10 protein-coding genes are annotated in these 17,401 nt (G+C 45.2%); 2 read left to right on the top strand and 8 right to left on the bottom strand.

All coding sequences use genetic code 11. The features are described 5' to 3' along the window. Positions 1-11 precede the first annotated feature (11 nt). The 4 genes from gltB to purF form a co-directional block, all read right to left on the bottom strand. Complete coding sequence (gltB, locus tag GPK58_RS08740) at positions 12-4,565, bottom strand: glutamate synthase large subunit (protein ID WP_215638515.1); 4,554 nt, start codon at positions 4,563-4,565, stop codon at positions 12-14. Then, positions 4,562-6,190 carry a CTP synthase gene (locus GPK58_RS08735; protein ID WP_022426745.1) on the bottom strand — a complete coding sequence of 543 codons (1,629 nt, stop codon included), beginning with the start codon at positions 6,188-6,190 and terminating at the stop codon, positions 4,562-4,564. Before GPK58_RS08735 ends, gltB begins: the two co-directional genes overlap by 4 nt. A gap of 321 nt (positions 6,191-6,511) precedes the next feature. Next, entirely contained in the window at positions 6,512-6,745 is a 234-nt protein-coding gene (locus tag GPK58_RS08730; RefSeq protein WP_431833604.1) for an HPr family phosphocarrier protein, read from the bottom strand. 278 nt (positions 6,746-7,023) lie between these two features. After that, positions 7,024-8,418, bottom strand: coding sequence for an amidophosphoribosyltransferase (gene purF / locus GPK58_RS08725; protein WP_015525743.1), 1,395 nt, complete (start codon positions 8,416-8,418; stop codon positions 7,024-7,026). A gap of 391 nt (positions 8,419-8,809) precedes the next feature. Between purF and GPK58_RS08720 the strand changes: the two genes are divergently transcribed. Both GPK58_RS08720 and GPK58_RS08715 read left to right on the top strand, forming a co-directional pair. Continuing rightward, on the top strand, positions 8,810-10,912 hold the full coding sequence (locus tag GPK58_RS08720; RefSeq protein ID WP_215638514.1) for a glutamine synthetase III family protein: 2,103 nt from the start codon (positions 8,810-8,812) through the stop codon (positions 10,910-10,912). A 290-nt stretch (positions 10,913-11,202) separates the two neighbouring features. Beyond that, on the top strand, positions 11,203-12,927 hold the full coding sequence (locus tag GPK58_RS08715) for an ammonium transporter (protein ID WP_022426742.1): 1,725 nt from the start codon (positions 11,203-11,205) through the stop codon (positions 12,925-12,927). 231 nt (positions 12,928-13,158) lie between these two features. Here GPK58_RS08715 and GPK58_RS08710 read toward each other — a convergent pair whose 3' ends face one another. From GPK58_RS08710 to nadC, 4 genes are all read right to left on the bottom strand, one after another. Further along, the gene (locus GPK58_RS08710; protein WP_215638513.1) at positions 13,159-14,784 is read right to left on the bottom strand and encodes an IS1182 family transposase; all 1,626 of its coding nucleotides are present in this window, start codon (positions 14,782-14,784) and stop codon (positions 13,159-13,161) included. A gap of 104 nt (positions 14,785-14,888) precedes the next feature. Further along, positions 14,889-15,539 carry a trimeric intracellular cation channel family protein gene (locus tag GPK58_RS08705; protein WP_022426741.1) on the bottom strand — a complete coding sequence of 217 codons (651 nt, stop codon included), beginning with the start codon at positions 15,537-15,539 and terminating at the stop codon, positions 14,889-14,891. Positions 15,540-15,756: 217 nt separating this feature from the next. Continuing rightward, positions 15,757-16,269: a transcription repressor NadR gene (locus GPK58_RS08700; RefSeq protein ID WP_021651124.1), complete on the bottom strand. Its 513-nt coding sequence runs from the start codon at positions 16,267-16,269 to the stop codon at positions 15,757-15,759. Positions 16,270-16,457: 188 nt separating this feature from the next. Further along, entirely contained in the window at positions 16,458-17,312 is an 855-nt protein-coding gene (nadC, locus tag GPK58_RS08695) for a carboxylating nicotinate-nucleotide diphosphorylase (protein ID WP_021651122.1), read from the bottom strand. Positions 17,313-17,401 lie beyond the last annotated feature (89 nt).

Genomic DNA, 17,401 nt, shown 5'->3' with positions numbered 1-17,401 from the left:
CCTCATCCTCCTTAATGTTTCACGCCGATGCTCTCATAGAACGCTTCCATCTGTGCCTGCTGGCTGGTCAGACCTTTTTCTTCCAGCTTTGCACTTAATGTGATCATTCTCTTGTACTCATCCGGAATGAGTTTTTTGAAGTGAGGCAGATAGGAATCAAAATCAGCCAGCACCTTCTTACCGATCTCAGAGCCTGTTGCTTCCACATGAGCCTCGATAAGATCACGAAGCTCTTTTTTATCATATTTATTCTCCACTTTTTCAATGGAGATCATTGCTTTATTGAGGTTCTTATAAAGAACGTTATCCACATCAAGGACATAAGCGATACCGCCGCTCATACCTGCTGCAAAGTTCTTTCCTGTTTTTCCAAGAACTACCACACGGCCGCCTGTCATGTACTCGCAGCCATGCTCGCCAACACCCTCAACAACTGCAACCGCACCGGAGTTACGTACTGCAAAACGCTCACCGGCAACACCGTTGATAAATGCAGTTCCGCTGGTCGCACCATAGAGTGCCACGTTTCCGACGATGATGTTCTCTTCAGCCTTGTATCCGGCCTTCTCCGGAACCTTAACGATCAGCTTTCCACCGGAAAGGCCTTTTCCGAAGTAGTCGTTGCTGTCACCGGTCAGTTTCAATGTCAGTCCTTTCGGAATAAAGGCACCGAAGCTCTGTCCGCCTGCACCTGTACAGTTTACAGTTACCGTATCCTCCGGAAGTCCATCCTTATGATTTCTTGTGATCTCAGATCCGAGGATGGTACCAAATGCACGGTCTGTATTGGTAACATTTACATCAACAGAAACTTTCTCACCCTTCTGGATCGCCGGTGCACATTTCTTGACCAGAACTTTTTCATCCAGAGTTTTCTCAAGATTGAAATTGTATACAGCCTTCGGATCAAAGGTTACTTTGCCCTTTCCTGCATATGGGTTATTCAAGATGGCACTTAAGTCAACCTTACCCTTATGCGGCTCCTGCACACTGTCAGAAACTGTAAGAAGGTCTGTACGACCTACCATCTCATCGATGGTGGCAACACCAAGGCGTGCCATGTACTCTCTCAGCTCCTGTGCAATAAAGCGCATGAAGTTCTCCACATACTCCGGTTTTCCGCGGAATCTCTTACGCAGCTCCGGGTTCTGTGTAGCCACACCTACCGGGCAGGTATCCAGATTGCAGACTCTCATCATCACGCAGCCCATCGTTACAAGTGGCGCTGTTGCAAAACCGAATTCCTCTGCACCGAGAAGTGCTGCAATGGCAACGTCACGGCCGCTCATCAGCTTACCGTCTGTCTCGATACGTACACGGTTACGAAGTCCGTTCATGATCAGCGTCTGGTGTGTTTCTGCAAGTCCAAGCTCCCATGGAAGTCCTGCATTATGGATAGAGCTTCTTGGCGCTGCTCCTGTACCTCCGTCATATCCGGAGATCAGAACAGTCTGTGCACCGGCCTTTGCAACACCGGCTGCAACCGTACCAACACCCGCCTCAGAAACCAGCTTTACGGAAATATCCGCATATTTATTGGCGTTTTTCAGGTCATAGATCAATTCTGCCAGATCCTCGATAGAATAGATATCATGATGTGGCGGCGGAGAGATCAGGCTGACTCCCGGTGTGGAATGACGGGTTTTTGCGATCCACGGATATACCTTCTTTGCAGGAAGATGTCCGCCCTCACCCGGCTTTGCACCCTGTGCCATCTTGATCTGGATCTCTCTTGCGGAAACCAGATAACGGCTAGTAACGCCGAAACGTCCGCTAGCTACCTGTTTGATTGCAGAGCAGCGGTCATTGTCTGTTCCTGCTGAATCCAGACGCTCATCACTTTCACCACCCTCACCGGTATTGGATTTTCCATGGAGATGGTTCATGGCAATAGCCAATGTCTCATGTGCTTCCTGTGAAATAGAACCGTAGGACATGGCACCTGTCTTAAATCGTTTTACAATATCCTCAACACTCTCAACCTGGTCGATCGGAATAGGCTCCTTGGCAAACTTAAAGTCCAGAAGACCTCTTAAGTTTCCATGACCCTCGTCATCTACCAGCTTTGTATATTCCTTGAACATCTCATAGCTGCCCTGTTTTGTGGACTGCTGGAGAAGATGAATGGTACGCGGGTTATATTTGTGCTCCTCACCCTGGCTTCTCATTTTATGGGCACCTACGCTGTCCAGAGTAAGATCTGTGGCAAGCCCAAGGGGATCAAATGCCTCAGAATGAAGTTTTTCTACATTATCCTCGATATCTTCCAATGTGATTCCGCCTACACGACTTACGGTTCCTGTAAAGTAACGATCGATCACATCCTGGGAAATTCCGATTGCCTCAAAGATCTGAGATCCCTGATAGGACTGGATAGTGGAAATACCCATCTTGGAAGCGATCTTTACGATACCGCTGATCACCGCATGATTGTAATCATCAACTGCTGCGTAATAGTCCTTATCCAGCATATGTGTATCGATCAGCTCATGGATCGTATCCAGTGCCAGATACGGATTGACTGCACTTGCGCCATATCCGAGAAGTGTTGCGAAATGATGTACCTCTCTCGGCTCACCGGACTCCAGGATCAGGGCAAGGGAAGTGCTCTTCTTTGTTTTTACAAGATGCTGATGTACTGCGGAAACCGCCAGCAGGGACGGGATCGGCATATGGTTCTCATCCACACCGCGGTCAGAAAGGACCAGGATGTTTGCTCCCTCACGGAAGGCTTTGTCTACCTCTACGAACAGACGGTCAATGGCACGTTCAAGCTTTGTGCTCTTATAATATAATGTAGAAAGTGTTACAACCTTGAAGCCGTCCTTTTTCATATTCTTGATCTTCAGCATATCGGTATTGGTCAGGATCGGATTGTTGATCTTCAGCACCTGACAGTTCTCCGGCTTCTGGATCAGAAGGTTTCCGTCTTTACCTACATATACACTTGTAGAAGTAACGATCTCCTCACGGATCGCATCGATCGGCGGATTTGTTACCTGTGCAAAAAGCTGCTTGAAATAATCGAACAACGGATAATGTTCCTTGGAAAATACTGCAAGGGGAGTATCATGTCCCATGGCTCCGATGCTTTCTGCGCCGTTTAATGCCATGTTTCGGATCGAAGTACGGTACTGCTCATAAGTATATCCGAAAGCTTTCTGAAGGCGTGCTCTCTCCTCCGGAGTGTATTCGACAACTCTCTGATTCGGGATCTTGATATCACGAAGCTGTACCAGATTGCTGTCCAGCCACTCACCATAAGGCTGTTTTTTCGCATATTTTTCTTTGAGCTCATTATCATCAATGACACGACCCTGAACGGTATCAACCAGAAGCATTTTTCCCGGATGAAGACGTTCTTTTAATACGATCTTCTCCTCATCCACAGGAAGAACACCAACCTCGGAGGAAAGGATCATATAGCCATCCGATGTGATATAGTATCTGGATGGACGAAGACCGTTTCTGTCAAGAACTGCTCCCATCACATCACCATCTGAGAACAGAATGGACGCAGGACCGTCCCATGGCTCCATCATAGTCGCATAGTACTGATAAAAATCTCTCTTCTCCTGAGAAATCGTATCGTTGTTTGCCCATGGCTCCGGAATCGTGATCATCACTGCAAGTGGAAGATCCATTCCACTCATAACCAGGAATTCCAGGGTATTGTCAAGCATTGCAGAGTCAGAACCATTGCGGTTAACTACAGGAAGGACCTTGTGAAGCTCATCCTTCAGATACGGAGACTCCATGTTTTCCTCACGTGCAAGCATCTTATCGGCGTTTCCGCGGATTGTGTTGATCTCACCGTTATGTACGATGAAACGGTTCGGATGTGCTCTCTCCCAGCTTGGATTCGTGTTGGTACTGAAACGGGAATGTACCACTGCAATGGCAGACTCGTAATCCTGGCTCTGAAGATCGCCAAAGAAGGTACGGAGCTGTCCTACCAGGAACATACCTTTGTATACGATGGTACGGCTGTTCATGGAAACTACGTAAGTATTATCATTACTCTGTTCAAATTCACGACGTGCGATGTAAAGCATACGGTCAAAGGCAAGACCTTTTTCCACATCCTCCGGCTTTTTAACAAATGCCTGCATAATGCACGGCATGCACTCTTTCGCTTTATGACCAAGAACCTCCGGGAAGACCGGTACTGTACGCCATCCAAGAAGCTCCAGGCCCTCTTTTTCCACGATGATCTCGAACATCTTCTTTGCCTGGGCACGTTTGATCTCCTGCTGTGGGAAAAAGAGCTGGGCTACACCGTATTCTCTCTCTCCGCCGATATCAAAGCCTTCTTTTTTACAGACCTTCTTAAAAAATTTGTGGGAGATCTGAAGAAGGATACCGACACCATCACCGGTTTTTCCTTCTGCATCCTTACCAGCACGATGCTCAAGATTCTCTACGATCTTAAGAGCATTGGCAACTGTATCATGTGTTTTCTTTCCTTTTATATTAACAACGGCTCCGATACCGCAGTTATCATGTTCAAATTCAGGGCGGTAGAGGCCCTGCTGCTGATTTGCTACTTCTCTCATTTTTCTCATCCTTTCATTGCAGCTTCTTCTGCCGTCTTTTTATCAACTGCCGCCTGCACAAATCCACGGAACAGTGGATGTGCATGGTTTGGTCTGGATTTAAATTCCGGATGTCCCTGGGTTCCCACAAAGAACGGATGTCCGGCAATTTCGATCATCTCAACAATGTGAGCATCCGGGGATGTTCCCACAATGGACATTCCCTTTTCGTCCAGTTCCTTACGGAATGCGTTGTTTACCTCATAACGATGTCTGTGACGTTCCTGGATCTCTTTCTTTCCAAAAAGCTCATAGGATCTGGAGCCTTCTGCAAGCACACACGGATAGCTTCCAAGACGAAGAGTTCCTCCAAGATCTTCCACATCCTCCTGATCCGGCATCAGGGCAATGACCGGATGTGTTGTTTCCGGTGCCAGCTCAATACTGTTGGCATCTTCATATCCAAGCACATGGCGGGCAAATTCCACAATAGCCATCTGCATTCCCAGGCAGATCCCAAGGTATGGGATCTTATGAACTCTTGCATACTGTGCCGCAAGGATCATTCCTTCTGTACCACGGTTTCCGAATCCTCCCGGAACCAGGATTCCATCTACAGAATGGAGAGTCTGATCCAAATTTTTTTCATTGAGTTCTTCGGAGTCCACCCAAGTGATATCAACCTTTGCACGGCAAGAGATCCCGCCATGCTTCAGTGCTTCCACAACACTCAAGTATGCATCATGAAGCTGTGTATATTTACCAACCATGGCGATCTTTACTGTTTTATCCGGGTGGCGGAGATTTTCTACCATATTTTCCCAGTCTGTAAGATCTGGTTTGCGATTCTCCAGTCTTAAGCTCTGCAGTACTACGTCTGCAAGCTTTTCTCTCTCCATTGCAAGAGGAGCTTCATATAAATATTCCACATCCAGATTCTGAAGCACATTGCTTACAGGTACATTACAGAACAGGGCGATCTTTCCACGGATATCCTCGGTAAGAGGATACTCACTTCTGCATACCAGGACATCCGGCTGGATTCCCATTCCCTGAAGCTCTTTTACACTGGCCTGGGTGGGTTTGGTCTTCATCTCTCCGGAAGCACGGAGATACGGGATCAGAGTTACATGGATAAGGATCGCATTGTCATGTCCCACATCATGCTGGAACTGACGGATGGATTCCAGGAACGGCTGGCTCTCAATATCACCGACTGTACCACCAACCTCGATGATGGCAATTCTGTCTTCGTCTGCGGATTTTGCTCTGTAAAAACGGCTCTTAATCTCATTGGTAATATGCGGGATCACCTGAACGGTACCTCCGCCGAAATCACCATGACGCTCTTTCTGAAGAACAGACCAGTAAATCTTACCGGTTGTCACATTGGAATTTTTGTCAAGGCTTTCATCAATGAAACGCTCATAATGTCCAAGGTCAAGGTCAGTCTCTGTACCGTCATCCGTTACAAAAACCTCTCCATGCTGAATGGGATTCATAGTTCCCGGGTCAATATTAATGTAGGGATCAAATTTCTGCATGGTCACCTGATACCCTCTGGCTTTCAGAAGGCGCCCAAGAGACGCTGCGGTAATTCCTTTTCCCAGACCGGAAACAACTCCACCTGTTACAAAAACATACTTTACTGCCATCTTCGATTTCCTCCTCCATTTTGTGTTCCACAACAAAAAGGCGTCCGGAACAGATTTCAAGGGGTGAGAATTCCCCTGTGGTATCCGTTCCTGACGCCTTTGTCAGTTATCTTTCATATAAAATATGATTTACTATAAACTATTTTTTTTTATTTGTCAATAACTGATTTTTCATATAGTCTGCGGAATTTCTTCCTATGAAATGGATGTAAAGAAAAAACAGACGCCTGCTGAGGATTTCAAACTGATCTCCTGTCTCTGCAGTCACGTCTGCCTTTTCTTTTTATGTCTTTCATATCTTGTCTGTCTCTGCACTGTCTGTCAGGCAACTGCATATTTCTGAAGGAAACGATCAAACTCATGATCCTCGCCATGACAGGTTACTGTAAGAACTCTGGTCAGATCCATGCTGAGGATTCCAAGAATAGATTTTGCATCAATTAAAATTCTGTTATATGAAATATCTACATCAAAATCACATTTACTTGCAGCCTTAACAAATTCTTTAACATCCTCTGTCGCATTCAATCTAATTTTTTTAGACATAAATATCATCCTCTCTTTTATCTCGGCAAAAAACCGGCCTTTTTTCGGTCTTGCTGTTTTCCTGTATATTCCAGACCAGCGGCCTTTTTCATCTGGCTGTTCCACATTATGTCTCATATTGTCAGATTTGTCAAGTTGATGTTTTTTATCGTTTTTAAGAGTCTTTCTATAAAAACCCGGATTTTATATGACAAAATCCGGGTTTTTTATATATTTATTGTGCAGTTTTTACATTTTCGTTTTTCAATCCATTATTTTTTACTGTGAGATTAATTCCACATAGTTCATTAATCCTGTTTGATTTCTGCCGGTATTTCCATCGGATAATTGCCATCAAAACATGCTTTACACAGCGGAAGTCCACCTGCCATGCCTTCCAGATAATCGATCTGCATATAACCCAGGGAGTCTGCACCGATCATCTTACGGATTTCTTCCGTGCTGTGCTGTGCTGCGATGAGCTGGTCATTGGACGGCACATCGGTACCAAAATAACAGGGATGTAAAAATGGCGGGGAGCTGATACGTACATGGACTTCTTTTGCTCCTGCTTCTTTCAGCATGTGGATCAGATTGGCAATGGTAGTTCCGCGGACAATGGAATCATCCACCAGAACGATTCTCTTCCCCTTCACCACGGATTCCAGAACGCTCAGCTTCAGATGGACACTGGACTCTCTCTCCTGCTGTGTAGGCTTGATAAAAGTTCTTCCAATGTAACTGTTTTTATAGAACGCAAAGCCAAACGGGATTCCGGATTCCTCAGAATAGCCTTTTGCTGCCGGAAGTCCGGATTCCGGTACACCGGTCACCAGGTCCGCTTCTACCGGATAGGATTTTGCAAGAGATTTTCCTCCACGGATCCTTGCATCATAGATTTTCACGCCATCCATGGTGCTATCCAGTCTTGCAAAATAAATATATTCAAAAACACAATGAGCATGCTTTTTCTTCTCAGTCAGTTTACTGGATTTCAGTCCGTTCTTGGTGATCGTGACGATCTCACCCGGTTCAATATCACGGATAAATTCCGCTCCTACAGATGTCAGCGCGCAGCTTTCAGATGCAAGGACATAGGCATTATCTCTTTTTCCAAGACAGAGGGGTTTCAGTCCGTAAGGATCACGGGCACCGATCAGCTTCCGGGGGCTCATGATCACAAGAGCATATCCTCCGCGGATCTTCTCTACGGTTTTATGTACTGCTTCCTCTACAGTGGCAGAATGCACACGTTCTCTTGCGATATGGAACGCGATAACCTCTGAGTCGGTAGTTGTATGGAAAATTGCGCCTGTCTGAATCAACTCCCATTTCAGAGCTTCTGTATTAACCAGATTTCCGTTGTGCGCAAGTGCCAGACTTCCCTTGATATAAGAAAGTACCAGCGGCTGTGCATTCTCTGCGACAGATTCTCCGGTGGTGGAATAACGAACATGTCCGATTCCGATATCACCATTCATATTATGTACAACATCTTTTCGCAAAACTTCGCTTACCAGTCCGAGATCTTTATGGAACTGTACGTTTCCTCTTTCTCCGTCCGTCCTTGAAACGGCCATTCCGCAGGACTCCTGTCCCCTGTGCTGCAGCGAGGTAAGACCATAATAAATAGATGGTGCAATATTCCCTCCATCCAGATCATAAATCCCGAATACGCCACATTCTTCCTTTACTCCTGACATATTTCCCTCCATCTGTTCTTTCCGTATTGTACATCTTTGTCACTGGTCAAAAAGCTTCTTTTGCCTCAATCACTTATAGCGATTGCTGACTTTTCGACTGTATAACTACGATATCAGATTATAATAAAAGGACAAGATTTGTCAACCCTGCCTATTTTCCGACAGTCCGATCGCCCTGGTCAATTTTTTAGATTTTTTCAAAAAAGCTCTTGACAATATTTTATTTTGGTGTATACTGCAACACATAAAGCAAAGGCGCTTTGGATACGGCAAGTATCTGAAGCGCTTTTTTTGTTTTCCGGTCCGTTTATACCCGGTTCTTCCGGCAGCGGTCCTTATAAAATAATTAAAAATTATAATGAATGAGTGAAATCGAAAGGAGTGTACCTATATGGCACAGAGTATCCCTGAAATGTATGGCAGCCTTGTATTCAATGACAAAGTGATGCGAAGCAAACTGCCAAAGGACATGTACAAAGCATTAAAGAAAACAATTGAAAACGGAACTCATCTGGAACTGGACGTTGCAAATTCCGTAGCAGTTGCAATGAAAGAATGGGCTACTGAAAACGGTGCGACACATTACACACACTGGTTCCAGCCGATGACAAACGTAACTGCTGAGAAGCATGACAGCTTCATCTCCCCTACAGGTGACGGACAGGTGATCATGGATTTCTCCGGTAAAGAGCTGGTAAAAGGTGAGCCGGATGCATCCAGCTTCCCGTCAGGCGGACTTCGTGCTACTTTTGAAGCAAGAGGATATACAGCATGGGATCCTACTTCACCTGCATTCATTAAAGATAAAACTCTTTACATTCCTACTGCATTCTGTTCCTACAGCGGAGAGGCACTGGATAAGAAAACTCCTCTTCTTCGTTCCATGGATGTTCTGAACAAAGAAGCGGTTCGTATTCTTCACATCCTCGGAAACAAAGAGGTCCGTCACATCAACACAACCGTAGGACCTGAGCAGGAATATTTCCTGGTTGACAAGGATCTTTACAAGAAGAGAAAAGATCTGATCTTCTGCGGCCGTACTCTTCTGGGCGCTTCTGCACCAAAAGGACAGGAAATGGAAGATCATTACTTCGGAGCCCTGAAGCCTCGCGTTGCTGCTTACATGCATGATCTTGACGAAGAGCTTTGGAAACTTGGCATTCCAGCCAAAACAAAACATAACGAGGTTGCTCCTGCACAGCACGAACTGGCTCCTGTATTTGATACCACAAATGTTGCTGTTGACCACAACCAGCTGACCATGGAGATCATGAAGAAGGTTGCCGACAAGCACAACATGGTCTGCCTCCTTCACGAGAAACCATTTGAGGGAATCAACGGAAGCGGTAAACACAACAACTGGTCCATGAGCACAGACACAGGTGTAAACCTTCTTGATCCAGGAAAAACACCGGCAGAAAATACACAGTTCCTGGTATTCCTGGTAGCTGTCATCAAAGCCGTTGACGATTATGCTGATCTTCTCCGCGTATCCGTTGCAAGCGCCGGAAACGATCATCGTCTTGGAGCAAACGAGGCACCGCCTGCGATCGTATCCATCTTCCTTGGAGATGAGCTGACAGACGTACTGAAATCTATTGAAAACGATACCTTCTTCAGCAATAAGCATGCGGTACAGCTGGATATCGGAGCAAAGGTACTTCCGCACTTCATAAAGGATACCACAGACAGAAACCGTACTTCACCATTTGCATTTACCGGAAACAAATTTGAGTTCCGTATGCTTGGTTCTGCAGCATCTGTCGCAAACCCGAACATCGTACTGAATACCGCTGTTGCAGAGGTTCTTGCAGAATTCAGCGCAGCTCTTAAGGATGTTCCGGAAGAAGAAATGGAAAACGCAGTACATGCACTTCTTAAGAAGACCATTGAAGAGCATAAACGCATCATCTTTAACGGAAACGGATATACAGACGAATGGGTTGAAGAAGCTGAGAAACGTGGTCTCTACAATCTGAAAACAACTCCGGATGCACTTCCGCATTTCATTGCTGAGAAGAACATTGCGCTGTTTACAAAGCATGGCATTTTTACAAAGGAAGAGCTTTTCTCCCGTTACGAGATCTGGCTTGAGAACTATTACAAGACCATCAACATCGAGTCCAACACTCTGGCTGAGATGATCCAGAAGCAGGTAATTCCTTCTGTATATACATATGTTGAAAAGCTTGCAGATACTGCAGCTGCAAAGAAATCCGTAGTAGCTGATATTTCTGTAGCAAGTGAAGCTGCTCTGATCTCCAAACTGAGTACACTTGCAGACACCATGGCAAAAGATCTGGAAACTCTGAAAGCAGATACAGCAAAAGCTCTTGCTTCTTCTGACGATGTACTTGCATGCTCCAAGGCTTATCAGGAAACTGTTCTGGAAGACATGGAAACTTTAAGAAAATCTGCAGATGAGGCAGAGGCTCTGATCCCGGATGAGTTACTTCCTTATCCGACCTACGACGAGCTGTTATTCTCCATCTGATCACGGATATCAGATAACAATTTCATACGGTAAATACAGGGGATATCCCTTATGAACTCTACTTCATAATTCATTATCGATTTCCTCATCCATTAATCACACGATACAGATATCCCCTGTTTTACATATACTAATTTTGATTTCGTAAAGGCGCGGAAGAGAATTTCCTCTCTCCTGCGCTTTTTCGTTATACTGATACTGGATAAATTCTGTCTGTTTTTTGTCCGGTATTACAAAAATTCTTTCTATACATAATAGGAAAGAAAAAAATTGGGAAAGGGAGTGTTACTATGTATTCTTCAGTAAACACAACTTGGGTCCTCGTCGGTGCAGCACTGGTCTTCTTCATGCAGGCTGGATTTGCAATGGTCGAAACAGGATTCACAAGAGCAAAAAACGCAGGAAATATCATCATGAAAAACCTGATGGACTTCTGTATCGGTACACCGGTCTTCTGGCTGGTTGGATTTGGCATCATGTTCGGTGCAGGAAACGGTTTCTTCGGCAAGATTGGCGGAATCGCCTCAGAGGCAAACTACGGAAACGCAATGCTTCCGGATGGAGTTCCTTTCTGGGCATTTCTCATCTTCCAGACTGTATTCTGTGCTACTTCTGCTACCATCGTATCCGGTGCCATGGCAGAGCGTACTAAATTCATCTCCTACTGTATCTACAGTTTACTGATCAGTCTCGTTGTATATCCTGTATCCGGTCACTGGATCTGGGGCGGCGGCTTTATCAGCCAGATGGGATTTCATGATTTCGCAGGTTCCTGTGCCGTTCACATGGTTGGTGGTGTTGCTGCACTGATCGGTGCCATCATCCTCGGACCTCGTATCGGAAAATATTCCAAATCCGGTAAATCCAGAGCGATCCCGGGACATAACCTTACGGTTGGTGCACTTGGTGTATTCATTCTCTGGTTCTGCTGGTTCGGTTTCAACGGTGCATCTACTGTCAGCATGGAAGGCGATGCCATTGTAAGCGCCGGAAAGATCTTTGTAACAACAAACCTTGCAGCTGCTGTTGCTACTGTAACAGTTATGCTGATCACATGGATCCGCTATAAAAAACCGGATGTTTCCATGTCCCTGAACGGTTCTCTTGCAGGACTGGTAGCCATCACAGCAGGCTGTGATACCGTATCTCCTACATCTGCAGCTATCATCGGAATCCTCTCCGGATTCATTGTAGTATTTGGTATTGAATTTGTTGATAAAGTTCTCAAAATTGATGACCCGGTTGGTGCTGTTGGCGTTCACGGTCTTAACGGTGCTTTCGGAACTCTTGCTGTCGGTCTTTTCTCCGACGGTGCAGGTACCGAGTGGAAAGGTCTTCTCACAGGCGGTGGTTTCCATGGCTTCGGTGTTCAGTTTATTGGTATGGTTATCACCATCGCATGGGTTGCTGTTACTATGACAATTATCTTCCAGGTGATCAAACACACGATCGGACTTCGTGTTTCCGCTGAGGAAGAGATCGCAGGTCTGGATATGAAAGAGCATGGCCTCGCAAGTGCATACGATGGATTCTTTGTACAGGATACCATGACAAAGGCTCCGACTCCAATGGGAACTTCCGTAAAAGCCCCTGTTGTAAAGCATGCTCCTTCTGCTCCTGCTGAATCTGTTCCTGAAATTCCTGCAGACGGCGTACACAAACTGACAAAGGTTGTTATCATCACACGTCAGAACAAGCTAGATGAGTTTATGCAGGCTATGAACGAGATCGGCGTAACCGGTATCACTATCACAAACGTTATGGGCTGTGGTGTTCAGAAGGGTGCTCCAACCTACTATCGTGGTGTTGAAGTCGACATGAACCTCCGTCCGAAGGTTAAGATCGAGATCGTTGTAAGTCTTGTACCGGTTCAGAAGGTTATTGATACTGCCAAAGAAGTTCTTCATACCGGTCAGATCGGTGATGGTAAGGTCTTCGTTTACGATATCGAAAACGTTGTCAAGATCCGTACCGGCGAGGAAGGCTTCCTGGCTCTGCAGGATACAGACGCATGATTCTCTTATGAGAGGAACAGATAAAATCTTCTACGCAATATAAACCAAATAAAAGCCCAAAGGGGCTGTCGCATTAGCAAATATTTTTGCTGGGCGGCAGCCCCTTTTTATGCCAAAATGGCATCGAAATTGATTACCATTTTGATGCCATTCTTTACAAGCGCAGTTCGTCCCTAAGCATCCCTTTCAGCATGCCTTATTTCAAACTGTTTTATTTTCAATTATCAAAATCTATGCCTTTTTTAATGCAAAAAGGTGACTTCCCGTCCTTCCTGTCTGAATCTTACAATGAAGTTTATTGATATTTCGCCCCATCGCTAAAAGGATACTTTCTGCCAAGGCATTTACCTTTCCACGGTACAGATATCTCCGAAAGTTCATGTCTTCTTTCACATCAGCAAAAGAACCTTCCGCCTGAATACTTCGGTTCATCCGGAGCATAGTCCCATACTCACTCGTGATCCGTTCCAGATCTTCTGCACGCTTCTGGCTCATCGTCTTTGAGACCATCAACACTTTATTGCGTTTTTCCATAGGCGTTTTGCAGTTGTTCCCTTTGATACATTCTGTTTTATAAGGACAGCCAGTACAGTCTGAACATCTGTAATAAGTTTTTATACTGACATATCCACTCGTCGTTTTACTTCTCCGTTCATTTGTGACAGTCAGTTCTCTTCCATTCCGGCAGATGTAACTGTCCCTGTCCGCATGATACTCCATATTTTCCCTTCTGCTAATGTCCTTTTTGTATTTTCGTGTCTTTGAGATCTCATAGTTCTGTGGCTTTATGTAGGCAGTCTGTCCGTTGCTTTCAATGAAAAGATAGTTTTCTTCACTTTCGTACCCGGCATCTGCAACAATTTCTGAATACTTAAATCCCAGGTAGCTCTCCATATCTTTCAAAAAAGGAATCAGGGTACGTGTATCGGTGGGGCGCGGGCTGATATCAATCCATGTGATGTATTCTGAATCCACTCCATGCTGAATGTTATACGCAGGCTTTAACTGTCCGTTCAGCATCGCGTCCTCTTTCATTCTCATGAAGGTGGCATCGGGATCTGTTTTGGAATAACTGTTTCTGTCCCCAAGCGTATACAGTTTTTTCGTATATTCCTTTAGTTTCTCCAGATACCAATCCAGTTGTTCCAGAGATTTCTGTAACTGTGTTTTTCTCCGGCCGGTTCCATGTACAAACACGATTTCTTCCTGTATTTTGATGCGGCATAACTGCTTTTTTAACCGCTTTAAGGTGTGTATGGATATACTATCATGATATACCGTTTTCATTCCATAGAGTTCTTCACATTCAGCCACAAAAGAAGACAGTTTCGTGTATAACCGGGCCTGATTTTTTGTAATAGCCTTTTTCCATACAAATGTATACTTATTGGCCGCAGATTCGATCTTTGTGCCATCAATAAAAATGGTCTTCCCCGAAATCTCACCCAAAAGATAGAGCAGATCTGACATTTGTGCAAGCAACGTCTTTGCACAGACAGAAAAGTGAAGGGAGATAAAACGCGCGATCGTTGCATGGTCAGGAGCCGGCATACCTTCCAGGAGATACATGAAGTTGATATCCCGTTTACATGCTTTTCTGATATCGCGGCTTGAATAGATCCGATTCATTGCTGCATAGATAACAAGTTTCAGAATCTGACGCGGTGTTGCCTGATTTTTTCTGATCCTGCCGTAAGTTTTATACAGTTCAGAAAGGTCCATTTCCTCCACAAAGGCACTTACCAGACGAACCGGATCATCAGATGGAATAGAAATCTCTAAATCTAGCGGAAGTTTGATTTGATAATACAGAGAAAATGAGGTATAATCTCTCTGTATTATTTTGTTTAGTAGCATAAACTAATTATACCACAAGCGCCGGGCTTTTCGAAGTCCGGCGTTTTGTGTTGAATATAAAATGAGCTGCCGCACGTTAGTGCGACAGCCCCTTTCATATTTTTTTATTCTCTTCTCAGTCTCGGCAGATTCCACCGGTAATGTGCCGCCAGGTACCGGATCAGGATCACTACTACCGTTCCGATCACCATGGCCGGCACTCCGCCCCACAGCCTGTATATCCAAACACAGGCAATGGCCCCTACAATAGACGCACAGGCATAAATATGGCGCACAAAAATATATGGCGGTACTCCTGCCATCATATCACGGATAAGGCCGCCTCCAACTCCTGTGACAGTCCCAAGAAATACAAGAAAAAATGTTCTTTCCATATACCCCTGGGAAATCCCCTTATCAACCCCCATGACAGTAAACACACCAAGGCCAACCGTATCCATCACCAGCATCACCTTATCATAGACCAGCCGGTTCCCGCCTTCCAAAAGCTCCTGCTTCCAGTACATCACTGCAAAAACAATACAGGACGTCACGGTTGCCACAATGGTATACAGCGGATCCTGAAACATTCCCGGCGGCACGATTCCCAGGATAATATCCCTGGTAGCTCCTCCGCCCACTGCAGTCACCACTCCAAGAACGCAGACCCCGAAAATATCCATTCCTCTCTGCGCCCCCACCATAGCTCCGGAAGCAGCAAACGCAATAGTTCCTGCCATCTCCAGCATAAATGTAAACATACTCTGATAATCCATTTCCCCCTCCATGCATATCAAGCCATATTTTTTCTCACCCTCATATCTGCATCCTGTTTTCCCTGTCTGCACATTTCCACAAGGTGCACATTTCCGCAGGGTGCAAGAAGGAACCCTGCCATGCAGGATTCCTTCTCCTATTTTCGTGATCACTATATTTTTATATTAACAGAATTTTCTCATTCTGTATATCTTTTCTTTTTGTATCTGACTTCTGCTATTCTGCTTCGATCAGAAATCCTCGTCGTTTCAGCATATCCTGAATCATATCCAGGATTTCCTCGGATTCTGCTTCTACTTTATGATAATGATAATCCGATGTGATATTCTTCAGAGGACTGGACTTGCCGCTTCGGATATCCTCCATAAAATTCTCAACCTGGCGCCTGGAGCTGATATTCAGTTCTGCCTCGATATGCCCGTAAACTCTGTGATTCACCATTACATTGATCACTTTTCCGCCGAGATCCACAATCCCGCAGAGCTCGTTCTCCAGATCCGCATCTGTATGATGCACCTTGAATATCCGGCTCACAGTATGGGGAGCAGTAAAAATATATCCTCTGTTGGTGGAGATCACATCATTTCCCTCCGCGCGTATCAGCGCAATATCCTGCACGATCACCTGTCTGCTGACCTGAAATGTTCTGGCCAAAGCACTTCCTGAGACCGGCCGTTCACTGTTTTTAATTTGATCCATGATCGCTGTCCTGCGTTCTGAACCAGTCATTTAAGTTCCCCTTTCCTGGCTGTGCCTGTACTTTTTGTTCCGATACCTCTCTCCTTCATTCTCGCGATCTCTCCACCCCGGCCCGACATCACCTGCTATGCCTCTGCTTCCGGCAATTCACGCTTCTTTTCTGATATTCGGGGTATTTCCTGTCACAGCACTCGGTATTCTGTAAAATCCTGCATTTTTCAGGAAAGCGGATGAAGATTCTTAAGCGAAATATCAAGGATCGGTGCAGAATGCGTTAATGCACCACTTGATACATAGTCTACACCAACATCCCTGATCTTTGCAATGTTTTCTTTTGTAACATTTCCAGAACATTCAGTTTTGGCTCTTCCGCCGATCAGCTGCACCGCTTCTTTCATCATCTCCGGAGTCATATTATCAAGCATGATGATATCTGCGCCGGCCTCAACAGCTTCTTTTACCTGATCAAGAGTTTCTACCTCAACTTCGATCTTGCGGACAAAAGGAGCGTACTCCTGCGCCATTTTTACAGCATTCGCAACGCTTCCTGCTGCTCCGATGTGATTGTCTTTCAAAAGAACTCCGTCTGAAAGATTATATCTGTGGTTCTGTCCGCCGCCTACACGAACAGCATATTTCTCAAAAATACGCATATTCGGCGTCGTTTTTCTGGTATCCAGCAATGTGATCCCTGTTCCTTCAAGAAGTGACGCAACCGAATGTGTATAGGTTGCGATCCCGCTCATTCTCTGAAGATAATTCAGTGCCACACGCTCGCCGGAAAGAAGCACCCGGATATCTCCTGTAACTTTTCCCATTTTCTGACCTTTTTTTACTTCATCGCCGTCCTTGCAGAACAGCTCCACTTTTGTGTCAGCATCCAGAAGCGTAAATACACGGCTGAAGATTTCCAGTCCCGCAATGATTCCATCCTCTTTACAGATCAGATCTACCTCTCCCGGAACTGCTTCTTTCATAACAGAGTTTGTGGTAACGTCTTCGCTTGAAATATCTTCCTTTAAAGCCTCCAGGATCAGGTGATCTACCTGAAGTGTCATTGTGATCTTATTCATTTTACAATCCCTTCTCTTTCTTAATTATCACAGTAGCCCTGTTCTCCAAAGCAAGGCTGCTCCTGTCTTTCATAATACGGATATTTATA

Source organism: Blautia sp. MCC270, from assembly GCF_018785605.1.
GTDB lineage: Bacteria > Bacillota > Clostridia > Lachnospirales > Lachnospiraceae > Blautia_A > Blautia_A fusiformis.
The sequence above is the reverse complement of the archived record's forward strand: the minus strand, read 5'-3'. Positions and strand labels throughout refer to the sequence as shown.

Bases quoted from the DNA above. Each gene is read 5' to 3' on its own strand.
- GPK58_RS08720 (WP_215638514.1), top strand. From the start codon at position 8,810: ATGGCACAGAGTATCCCTGAAATGTATGGCAGCCTTGTATTCAATGAC.
- GPK58_RS08735 (WP_022426745.1), bottom strand. From the start codon at position 6,190: ATGGCAGTAAAGTATGTTTTTGTAACAGGTGGAGTTGTTTCCGGTCTG.
- GPK58_RS08700 (WP_021651124.1), bottom strand. From the start codon at position 16,269: ATGACTGGTTCAGAACGCAGGACAGCGATCATGGATCAAATTAAAAAC.
- GPK58_RS08730 (WP_431833604.1), bottom strand. From the start codon at position 6,745: ATGATATTTATGTCTAAAAAAATTAGATTGAATGCGACAGAGGATGTT.
- GPK58_RS08715 (WP_022426742.1), top strand. From the start codon at position 11,203: ATGTATTCTTCAGTAAACACAACTTGGGTCCTCGTCGGTGCAGCACTG.
- gltB (WP_215638515.1), bottom strand. From the start codon at position 4,565: ATGAGAAAAATGAGAGAAGTAGCAAATCAGCAGCAGGGCCTCTACCGC.
- GPK58_RS08710 (WP_215638513.1), bottom strand. From the start codon at position 14,784: ATGCTACTAAACAAAATAATACAGAGAGATTATACCTCATTTTCTCTG.
- purF (WP_015525743.1), bottom strand. From the start codon at position 8,418: ATGTCAGGAGTAAAGGAAGAATGTGGCGTATTCGGGATTTATGATCTG.
- GPK58_RS08705 (WP_022426741.1), bottom strand. From the start codon at position 15,539: ATGGATTATCAGAGTATGTTTACATTTATGCTGGAGATGGCAGGAACT.
- nadC (WP_021651122.1), bottom strand. From the start codon at position 17,312: ATGAATAAGATCACAATGACACTTCAGGTAGATCACCTGATCCTGGAG.